The following is a 10,519-nucleotide window of genomic DNA, read 5'->3' as shown; positions in this document are numbered from 1 at the left end:
TGATTGCGGTTTTATGACCTTTGATGAAGCAGCAAAGTTGTATAACGCGCGTATTCCTACAGAAGATTACAATTTTGCTAATTATTTACTTGAACTCCAACTGTACAGGCAAGGTGAAGAATCCAGAGGTGCTACGCATGATGTACAGAAGACTATATCCGCGCCGCCTCCACCACCTCTTGTGTTCCGGGTTAACATTCCCGAACATAAAGAAGAATCCATCCCAATAGGTGTATCCGACATGATACTTGCCCAAGTTAACAAACCGGGCGTATCCGATGAAATAGATTATGTGCTGCACCACCTACAACCAGATTACGAGGAACTGTTTGATTATGAACCAACATTGTTGGACAGGTTCAGTGCAGAATGTCAGCGGCCGCCGTCCGAAACACTTTTCCCACCAGACTTGGACCGTCGGACGTATGAAGAAGCCCGTACATTACACGTAGGGATCCCGGTTTTTCTAATCATCAGACTACTGTATAAATGAACATCACAACTCTGTAATCACCTTGGTCGTCACATCGATCATCTTGTTCAACGTCTCCTTACGTACGAACTCGTTCGGTTGATGAAAGCGAGTATCGGGATCGATAGGACCGAACCCTATGGTGGGAATACCCAGCCTGTTTATGAACGGACCGTCGGTACCACCCAACTCTGCGCCCACAGGGATATTCTTATCTAAAACAGAACTTACTATGTCAGCAAATCGGGAGACCTCTGGTGTTTCTCGTGTAAGATAACCCTCATGCCCGATCACATCACGAATCTCATAAGAGTATCCCAACTCATCCATCACACGACCCAGATACTCCTTTAATTCACCTAACCCCTCATCTACTGATTCCTCTGGCAACAATCTAAGGTCAAACCCAGCATCAGCATACTCGGGTATCATGTTAGGTTTTTCACCGGAACGTAATACCGTGATGTTAAACCTTCCCCACACGTGATCGTACGGGCTACCTGGAGGAGAACGCGCTACCGAACGTTTACCCTCCCGCATAGTCTGAAACTCTTTAAGCCGGTCTATCACCCGAGCCAGTTTAGGGATCGGGTTATCACTCATATGAGGATAACCTGCATGCGAACCCTTACCGAACACCCGGAGCCATCCGTTCACAACACCACTACATCCAATAGAGATCATCTCGGTACCGGCGTCCATGATCCATGCGAGATCGCTCTTCAGTAGATCAGGATGGTTTTCGGTAATATAACCTAAACCGTACCTCCCGCCCACCTCTTCATCACAGGTGAACAGGATCTTCAGGTTAACTTTAGGATCAGTCTCATCTAGAGCGGATAACAGGATCGCGATGGCAGCCTTATCATCGCTTGCTCCACGACCGTACAAACGATCATCTATCTCAGTAAGTTTAAAGGGAGGCGTATCCCAACCATCACCAGGTGGGACAACGTCGTAATGGGCAGCGATCAACAACGTTTTATCCGAATCGGTATTAACCTCTCCAAGTATGTTGGGTCTGTGTTTACCGTCAGGGGCGTTCCCGTCAATGACACGATAGTCAACACCCAGATCCCGGAGGTATCCAGTTATCATTTCCGTTATCTGACGGTATCCTTCTCCTGGAGAACTAGTGTCCACCGAAACCAACTCGGATAATACCTCAACAACATCCATAGACCGCACCTCTACCTCTTCGGTTTGTCTTAAATAAAAACCCTATTTTTAAAAATCTGTTTAGCGAAACAGTTAAAAATTGGGTGATAAAAAATATAATAATATGAAAAATCTCAGACGGGTCGTTGCAGGTGCACTGTTCGCTCTAACAGTAGCAGGATGCGCCGGACCTTCGGCCGAAGCACGTATCAGCCGTGGGATAATCAGGGAAGTCAACAAGGTTAGAGAAATCCATGCCCTCGAACCGCTTGCTGAAGACAGGAACCTTGACAGGATCGCTGCAGAACATGCCGATGATATGAGTAAACACAACTACTGCGGACACGGGGACAGCAAAGGAAGGACGGTGGGAGAGAGATTGAGAAACATCGGAGCGCTTGCTGTCGGTGAAAACGTCGGGTACTGTGCAGTATGCAACAACGAATGGACTGTTGATCAAACATGTTCCATGTTCGAACAACGCGTTGATTTGAACGATGTAATACGAACAATCGTGAACCAATGGCTATCCTCCGCTCCGCATAGAAGGAACATCTTGGGCGAATACGATTTCACAGGCGTGGCCGTATCAATAATCTTCGATACCACGTACACCGTCAGAACACTCCCGGGAGAACACAGCGTCGAAAAAACCGAAGGAAACCTTGACGGCGCGAACAGATGTTATAAGATATTCATAGTGCAAGAGTTTGCCGATTACTACCTACCAAAAATCTTATTCTCAAAACCCTAGAATTAGCTGATGAAGGTTTACCGTATTTCCCTTATAGATTTCTCCAACCTCTTTAAGATTTTTCCACCAGAAAAAGCGATTTCGGATAAGTACGATATCAAAATAAAAACAAAAAGAAAAGGGGAAAGGGGTTTACACCCTCTTCATAGAGGCGATGAACTGGTCTGCTGCGGTCAGTGTATCCTCTGCTTCCCAACCGGCAACGATGATCTTGGTGGGTGCAACCTCTTTGATGAGCACTTTCTGTGACTCGAGGGTTGCACGATCAGCGTCGCCGAGTTCGCGTGCAGTCACTGTGTTGACCACAGGACCACCGACAGCGATGAAGTTGCCGCTGATACCGCTTGCCTGTGTATCCAGCATTACCAGGTTCTGCCAGCTCGGATCACTTGCCGGTTTGACGATGGCGTCAACGGTCGGTGTACCGGTCTCCTTGATTATGGGCACTGCCGAACCTTCGACATAGGTGCACTCTGCACTGCCTGTACCGGTTACGCCGCAGCTCACAGTATCCGGATCGATCGACAACACTGTGATTGTAACGTCGTTGAAGGTCTTGCTGTCACCTTCCACCGCTGTCCAGTTCTTGACGTTCGGATTTGTAGCGCTGCCCACAGGTGTGAATGAGAACTGCATGCGTTTGACAGTGCTCGGGAACTTAAATTGATACCTGCTGGAAGATGCTGTATCAAATTCTGTACCTCTTAGAGATACGAATCCTTCTTCTACTTCTTTACCTACAATATCTTTGAGGATAGAAGTGTCTGTGGCTGGGGGGACTGGATCGAGAGTTCCATGGATGGGAGCAGTATACTCTGCCTTTTGATCATCGTCAGCACTGTCGGCTGAACCGCTCTGCTGGAACTGTGCGTTTGTAGCGGTTGTACCATCTAGACCGTATGAGAAGGTAAATCCGCCTGAATCGTCTCCGGTTATCACTTTACCGATGTCCTCTTCGATAGCGAAATCTACAACATCATCATTGGCAGAGTTGCTATCGATAGACCCTGAGAATTTATCAGCATCACCATCCCTGTTTACATTTGTAGTATCGATGGTCAATGCACCATAGTCGCCACCTGCTGGTTTGTAAGTGAATGTCACAGCACCCGCACCGTTTAGTTCTTCGCTGATACAGTCGTTGTGGGAATCGTAGACCCAAACGTCACCAGGATCAAGACTGGCACCTGCAGCAGCTGCATCGCCACCCACATTACCCCGGTAAAGTGCCACGTATATGATACTTCCGTCGTTGGTACCATCAAACTCCCCATCACTTGTAGAAATCTTTATCCAAAGCGGTTCACCATCGGAATTGATCTTGCACCCTCCTGAAGTTGTAGGTGTACAACCGCATAGATCTATCTTCTGTGACTTCTCATCTTCGAAAGTCAATGTCGTCATTTGAGCGTCTGAAAGTCCATTATAAGTCAACCTATACACTGCAGGGTCACCAACAACGTCAATGTGATCATTTGGCATTAATTCCCAGCCATTATCGTTTTCAAACACTATTTCTCTAAGCGTATCGGCACGTTGTTCAGTTGCAGATGCATCCTTGTTCTTCCAGTACAAATGGACTATCCAATCTTCGTTAGTATCATCGTCTATCGGTTTTCCGTCTTCTAATGTCCATTCACGTGAGTAAACCGTAATCCTTGCCCACCTTTGGGTACCTAAACCAGGCACTGCATCATATACATGGATCTTGTAGGTCGTACCATCGGCAGCCACATAATCCTCAGTGGTGCCTTTAGTAATGTCCAAATCGTCAAGCACGTCTGTCTCTCCTCCAGGACCAAGTAGCCGTACGACTGCATGCGGTATACCACCACCTGTACCGCCAGTCGGTAAAGTAATGTCTGTCAATTTAAGTGTTAGACTGTCGCTAATTGCGATCGTATCACCGACGGACAACACCTGCGCAGGAACCATCTCTTTAGCAAGTTTTATAGACCCTCCTGTACATCTATCTTCTTCGTTTGACAATGCTGCACATGCGCCGCTTGTTGGAACACCACTCATGTCACTGATAACCCAATCTTCACCGAGGAGATTTATGTAGACCTGTTTATTATCTACTTGGAGATTCGGGTCTTCACTCGTTCCGACTTCGCATTCAGCCCAGTAGTCACCGTCATCAGCGGTACACACTGGAATACCCATTTTATTGCCCCACCAGAACTTGGCACTGTATACCACCACATCTATATCTCCTTCCGGCTCATCATCCCAATTTACGTCTGTCTTTCCACCGATCCATACACTCTGCTTTTCTGTTATTGACAAACCAGATACCGAAATGGGATAGTCATCAAAAAAGTCACTTCCTATCTTATATAAAAGGTCCTCATCACCGGTGCTCAGGAAGAATGGACTTGCATCTTCCTCGTCATCATCTCCGTCATAAGTGTCTGTTGACGCTGGTTTAGAACCATCCCTGTTTCCAATTTCTTTATCAAACACGTCATAGATCAGCGGGCTGAACTCGTAGATGCCTGCAACACCGGGTGCTTCGATCTGGAGTGTAACGCTCTGACCTTCGACAGCGCATGTCGTGGTCGTCTCACCGCCTTCGCCAGTAGCCTCGCACTGCGGTGTACCTGAGAAGTCTGCTGTGTATGTCTTTGTGGTGTAGGCTTCATAGGCGATCTTTGCCGCAATCCTTGCGCCTGCTACACCGTCTGATGCTGCACCGGCCTCGGGGATCAACACGGTCACCTGGGGAACGCCGTTATCGTTCACCAGGGTCGTGTTGGGCGCGAGGTCGGACATCAAAGCTGCACCGGCTACAGCGCTACCTAAAAATACAGCGCCGGCAGCCAACGCAGCGATTTTCTTCACATTCAATCCTTTCATATCCATCTCACCTCGTTTTAACGCCGCTTATGGGTTTATGGGCACGCGGGAGAAACCCGCACAAAGATTAACAGCGGCGTTTTTTTGCCCACAGAGACAACACATCACGTGTCGTCCATCCTCACATGCGTGAGGACGACAACGTTGATATCCTTATCTATCAACGTTGTCATTTACCAGATGAGTTGGAAACATTTTTAAATCTTATCATTTTGAATAAATTCCATTTTATAAATAACAGATTATATTACGGCAATAACCGAAGTTAGGTTCGATTTCAACGTCGATGCATGATTTACTGATGATACAGTATAATTCGTTATTCATCAATGTTTTCTCCTGTGTTTCTTAGCAAACTCTTTGAACTTCTCGAGCAGTTCATCATTAACCGAAGGCGGCACGCTGTTGATCGCTTCCTCGATCAGTTTATCGTTTAATACAGGTTCACCCTCTCTCTCACCCAACCGTATCCTGACCAACATCCGTTTGACTTCGTCGCACACAGCCACGATATCCGCTCCAGAATATCCCTCCGTCAACCTAACGGCCCTGTCAAGATCGACTTCATCAAATCCTTTTATATCTTTAAGATTGAGTATGAACAACTCCTTTCTCGTCTCGGCATTTGGCAACGGCACGTAAATCGATTTATCGAACCGCCCCGGTCTGAGCAACGCATTATCCAACAGCCAGGGTTTGTTAGAGGTGGCTATCACCATCACGTTCCTGATGTTCCGTATACCGTCCATCTCAACCAACAACTGACCGATCACGCTTCTACCGAATATCGATTGTTCACCTAGCGTATCGATTTCATCGATGAATATGATAGCGGGCGCGTTTTCACGCGCCCGGTTAAACGTTTCCTTAATAACTCTAATAGAATACTCGTAACCCTGTCTCAACAGTTCCGCACCGCTTATTGATAGCATGGGTATATCGAGTTCGTTAGCCGCGGCTTTCACAACCATCGTCTTACCGCAACCCGGCGGACCGTACAAAAGGAGTCCGTGGATCGGTTTAAGTTTATACTCCTTCATCAGGTCGGGATGTAGTAGAGGGAGTTCTATATTTTCTTTAAGAATCTGTTTAACGTTCTCCAGGTCGGCCACATCGTCAAACGTCAACTCACCCTTTTCGGGCATCTCTTTACGGTAGGACCGCTCATAATCCAACCTGAACCGTTCGTACATCTCCAACTGGGACAGGGACACGCTCGGTTTCATATGTTTGATTACATCCAAAAAATCCTTCATAGTGATAGGTACCAGTTTACCTTTCTCAAGGGCACGGGAAGCCGCATTACGTTTAGCTTCAGCGCACACATGCGCTATATCCGCACCTGAGAACCGTTCTGTTTTTTCAGCGAGTTTTTCAAGGTCCACATCGTCAGCCAACGGCAGTTTACGTGTATGCACCTTGAATATTTCCAACCGCGCCCGTTTATCCGGCAGGGGCATGTATATGATCACGTCGAACCGTCCCGGTCTAAGCAGTGCCGGGTCGAGAAGATGAGGAACGTTAGTGGCGCCGATCACAACCGCTCTGTGCACTTCTTTGAACCCGTCCAACTCCTGAAGAAACTGACTGAGCACGCGCAACGATTCTTCGGATGTAAGCATATCCCTTCGTTTAGCTATCGCATCTATTTCGTCAAAGAACAGTATGCACGGTGCGTTACGCCGAGCAATATCGAACAGTTCGGTAATATTCTTCTCCGATTCGCCGAACCGACTACCCAGTATCTCGCTCGATTTAACATAATAAAACCCGTAATCGAGTTCTTTAGCCAACGCAGTCATGATCAACGTCTTACCGGTGCCGGGCGGACCGAACAACAATATACCGTTAGGCGGTCTTATTCCGTAAGCATGTGCGACACCGTGATGTTCCAAAGGGAGCATGATAGAACGTTTGAGTTCCTCTTTCACATCTTCGTAATCGCCGACATCTTTGAGCGAACTCACACCCGCGGCCTCTTCAAGGTCTCTAAGTCTGAACTTACCGAACTTTTTAGCGCGTTCGCGGAGGAAGATCAACCGTTCTCTGGAGACGTTTATGTTGTACCGTTCCATGATGAACACCAACAGCACCGCCGCACCCACATAATAATAAATACTATTATTGTACGCATAACCGAACTGTTCACATATCCATCCGTAACCGAAGGGAATGATGAACAGAACGAGCGATGCGACTGTTTGCTTGTACCTGAACCTTCTTATGAATCCCGGGATAGCACCCACAACGTAGAATACACCGCCGAACAGTATCATCTGGAGCACTAAACTGTCGTTGATGAACAGCGTACCCATGTTAGACAATATCTTGAAGAATGCGGGTGTCAGCACACCTATTAACGACGGGTCGAACAGGGTGGACGGTGTTTGTTTGAGAGCGGATGCAAATTCGAAGAATGTAGAGGGAGGGTCGCGGACGGGCATGAGAGCGATATCGCCAGGTTGATACAGAGACAGGTCAACGGGCATGAACACAGAGTTCTGAACCAACCATATTGACGAAATCATGGTTATCATGAACACCGTCGGAACCGTGAACATAAGGGACCTTTTGGAACCGAGGTACAGCGAGAACAGGGTCATAAGAAAGAAGACGAACCCGCCGAACAGAGAGAACGGGTAGGGTGCAAACGGTGCGAACAGAACGATCTCTATGAATGCGATCACATTCCAGTATTTGAACATCGTGAAGAGAACCGCCGCTATTACGGGCATGGCCATCCATCCCAACAGAGGAGATTGATAAACGACCGCTGGGTAAGCAGCGGCCAGTCCGACGACCAAACCGAGGTAGGGTTTTCTGGAACCGACAAAACCTGCAAGGAGGGCGAGGACTATCGAAAGCGCGACCGGGTAGAAAGGGAAATCAATAAGAAGGAAAAGACTACCCAGGAATATGATCAGCCCGTCCCAAAACGGTTTATTATCTAACAGGTCTCTGAAGAAGCCAGTAACACGGTAGTATATCAGAGGCATACGCATGTTTGAAAATAGAAAAGTAAGATTTAAAACCTTCTCATCGGTGAAGAACAGAGGAATGATCAAAGCAATGGTAGAAACATAGAATTTTAAACCATTGTACGAAAAACAACATGATGAAAACAGGGGTTCATCTTCTGAGTTTGGGATTGGTGTTGATACTGTTCTTCGGTTTCGGGTGCACGGAGGACCAGCACACAGAGAAGGTCACGGTTCAACAGGGTGACATGGTAAAACTCGATTATACGATGATATTGGACAACGGTACACTGATAGCCACAACCTTTCCGGACATTGCAAAAGCCAACAACATCACCCCTTCACACAACGGACCGATCACACTGTTTATCAGTCCTTCTGAAAAACAGATACCGCAGATCCTGATAAATGAACTGATAGGTAAAGAGAACGGGACACACGGAGTTGTCGTCATACCCAACCTGTACGGACAGCGTAACGAATCCCTGGTTTACACGGCCCCCTACAGATACCGTCTCAACCTTACCGAGAACGTGAGCATTCAAACGTTAGAACACAGGCTCAACACGGACAACATAACAGAAGGGATGGAGTTCCATGAGAAAGGTTGGAACAGCACGGTGGTTAACATCACAGACGGTTATGCCACAGTACTCAGACATCCGCATGTCAATGACACGTTTGTAATGAACGGGGTTGCGCAAAAGATCGTTGAAGTTCATGAAGACGAAGGGTACGCGGTTGTACAGGTCGATGTTGAAGACGGAGAAACTCTGCTGTTGCCGTTACCCGGTTCGTCACTCAACTCTACCAAAGAGATTCTCAGCGCCCTCCGTAGAGCGGTGATACATGTTGATGAAAAGAATAACCGGTTGACCATAGATTTCAATCATCCATATGCAGGACATTTCGTAACTGTCGAATATTGGATAAGGGATATCGTCAGAACGTAATTTCACCTTTCATTTTCACCATTCATCAAATTCTTCTTTCTTCCTCCTTTCTTTCTTTTCTTTTTTGTCAAACGTATCCCAGTCATCTCCACTTCTTTTCTTTTTCATGATATAGAATATTCCAAAAGCAATACCCGCAATCACGACAACTGCCACCACAGGACCCGCTATTGACCAAAAGTCCTGTGTTGAAGACGATTCAGTATACTCTTCTGTTTCTGTACTCTCATAATTATCTTCATAAGGAGTTTCCTCATTGTAGGGTAGTGTAACATGCTCGGCATCCTCTTCATTTTCGATTTCAAAATTAGCCTTACCTAAATCCAACTCCGTTGTTCTTGTTTCTCCAGTATCATCCTTAAACGAAACTTTCACAGTACCGTAGTTTATGCCGTACAATTCATACTCATCTGTACGATGAGAAGGCGGAGTTAGTTTAAATTTAAACTTCTTAACCGAGTCGTCAGAGTCATAATTACCGGATATATCAACTTCAAAGTCCCGAGGAGTGACTTTAAAATCTGATGATTCCAGAGTAATTCTCACCCTTTTTGCATCTATCTGATCTTTATTTATCACTCTACCTTCTACATAAATCACATCCTTGTTAGTGACGGTGGACGGCAGGTCCGAATCCAAAACTATTTCAAGATCAGGATAAAACATACACAATTTAAAACTCGCCAACGTCAGTAAATCTCTTGTACGCCTTTCCTCTTCTCCTTTCGTTACTTCACTCTTATCACTTTCTATATTACTAAACTCCTCAGGAGACGCCCATAAGTATGTTTGAAAATGATTGGTCCCATCCATATCCAAATAAGTGTCTGTAGGGATCAACGAAAACTTGCAAGTATCTCTCGCACAAGAGAAGTAATAACCATTTAAATGTACGTTATATGAGCGAGAGTTATAAAAACAATTATTATATTTTCCAAGTTTGTATCCAGTTTCATAAATTAGGTACGCTTTTTCCGAGGTTTGCGCATCAACGTTCGGAATCGTAAAATCAAACGTGTAAGAAATGTTACATGTGTACCAATACTTACCAGCGCTGCATTCCACCTTCGGATGCACCTCGGTATCACCGAGGTATTCTATACATCCTGAAGTAACCTCTGAAGGGTCGACACTCAATATGTAACTTCCCTCACCCGAAGAGACCACTCTAGAGTTCACGCCGTTAATCAATACCGTCATCAACAAAACGACCAAAACCAAACGTACATTTTTCATAAGCTCACCTGATTTCTGCTTTTGTGAATAATTCTTTATAAATTTAACCCTCAGAGTTGAGGAGGGGAAAATTTTAAATCCCCTCCTCAGAAATAGACTCTGAGGCGAC

Annotated in this window: 7 protein-coding genes; 3 read left to right on the top strand and 4 right to left on the bottom strand. The window is 46.1% G+C overall.

All coding sequences use genetic code 11. The annotated features are described in order from the left end of the window. On the top strand, positions 1-493 hold a 493-nt coding region (locus J7K41_03600), incomplete at its 5' end, for a hypothetical protein (protein ID MCD6549763.1). A gap of 3 nt (positions 494-496) precedes the next feature. On the opposite strand, the gene J7K41_03595 is transcribed toward J7K41_03600, so the two are convergent. Further along, complete coding sequence (locus tag J7K41_03595; protein MCD6549762.1) at positions 497-1,651, bottom strand: ArgE/DapE family deacylase; 1,155 nt, start codon at positions 1,649-1,651, stop codon at positions 497-499. A gap of 103 nt (positions 1,652-1,754) precedes the next feature. Between J7K41_03595 and J7K41_03590 the strand changes: the two genes are divergently transcribed. Beyond that, a complete protein-coding gene (locus tag J7K41_03590; GenBank protein MCD6549761.1) occupies positions 1,755-2,384 on the top strand; it encodes a CAP domain-containing protein in 630 nt (209 codons plus the stop codon). Between the two features lie 132 nt (positions 2,385-2,516). Here J7K41_03590 and J7K41_03585 read toward each other — a convergent pair whose 3' ends face one another. Continuing rightward, a complete protein-coding gene (locus J7K41_03585; protein ID MCD6549760.1) occupies positions 2,517-5,249 on the bottom strand; it encodes a hypothetical protein in 2,733 nt (910 codons plus the stop codon). A gap of 320 nt (positions 5,250-5,569) precedes the next feature. Beyond that, positions 5,570-8,245, bottom strand: coding sequence for an AAA family ATPase (locus tag J7K41_03580; protein ID MCD6549759.1), 2,676 nt, complete (start codon positions 8,243-8,245; stop codon positions 5,570-5,572). A gap of 113 nt (positions 8,246-8,358) precedes the next feature. Here J7K41_03580 and J7K41_03575 point away from each other — a divergent pair, with 113 nt between their 5' ends. After that, the gene (locus J7K41_03575; protein ID MCD6549758.1) at positions 8,359-9,174 is read left to right on the top strand and encodes a hypothetical protein; all 816 of its coding nucleotides are present in this window, start codon (positions 8,359-8,361) and stop codon (positions 9,172-9,174) included. 15 nt (positions 9,175-9,189) lie between these two features. Here the strand turns inward: J7K41_03575 and J7K41_03570 are convergent. Beyond that, positions 9,190-10,519: hypothetical protein (locus tag J7K41_03570; GenBank protein ID MCD6549757.1), on the bottom strand; the 1,330-nt coding region annotated here is incomplete at its 5' end.

The organism is Candidatus Micrarchaeota archaeon, from assembly GCA_021163225.1.
GTDB lineage: Archaea > Micrarchaeota > Micrarchaeia > Anstonellales > JAGGXE01 > JAGGXE01.
Note: the sequence above shows the minus strand (reverse complement) of the source record. Positions and strands in the feature narration are given on the sequence as shown.

Bases quoted from the DNA above. Each gene is read 5' to 3' on its own strand.
- J7K41_03595 (MCD6549762.1), bottom strand. From the start codon at position 1,651: ATGGATGTTGTTGAGGTATTATCCGAGTTGGTTTCGGTGGACACTAGT.
- J7K41_03580 (MCD6549759.1), bottom strand. From the start codon at position 8,245: ATGCGTATGCCTCTGATATACTACCGTGTTACTGGCTTCTTCAGAGAC.
- J7K41_03590 (MCD6549761.1), top strand. From the start codon at position 1,755: ATGAAAAATCTCAGACGGGTCGTTGCAGGTGCACTGTTCGCTCTAACA.
- J7K41_03575 (MCD6549758.1), top strand. From the start codon at position 8,359: ATGAAAACAGGGGTTCATCTTCTGAGTTTGGGATTGGTGTTGATACTG.
- J7K41_03585 (MCD6549760.1), bottom strand. From the start codon at position 5,249: ATGGATATGAAAGGATTGAATGTGAAGAAAATCGCTGCGTTGGCTGCC.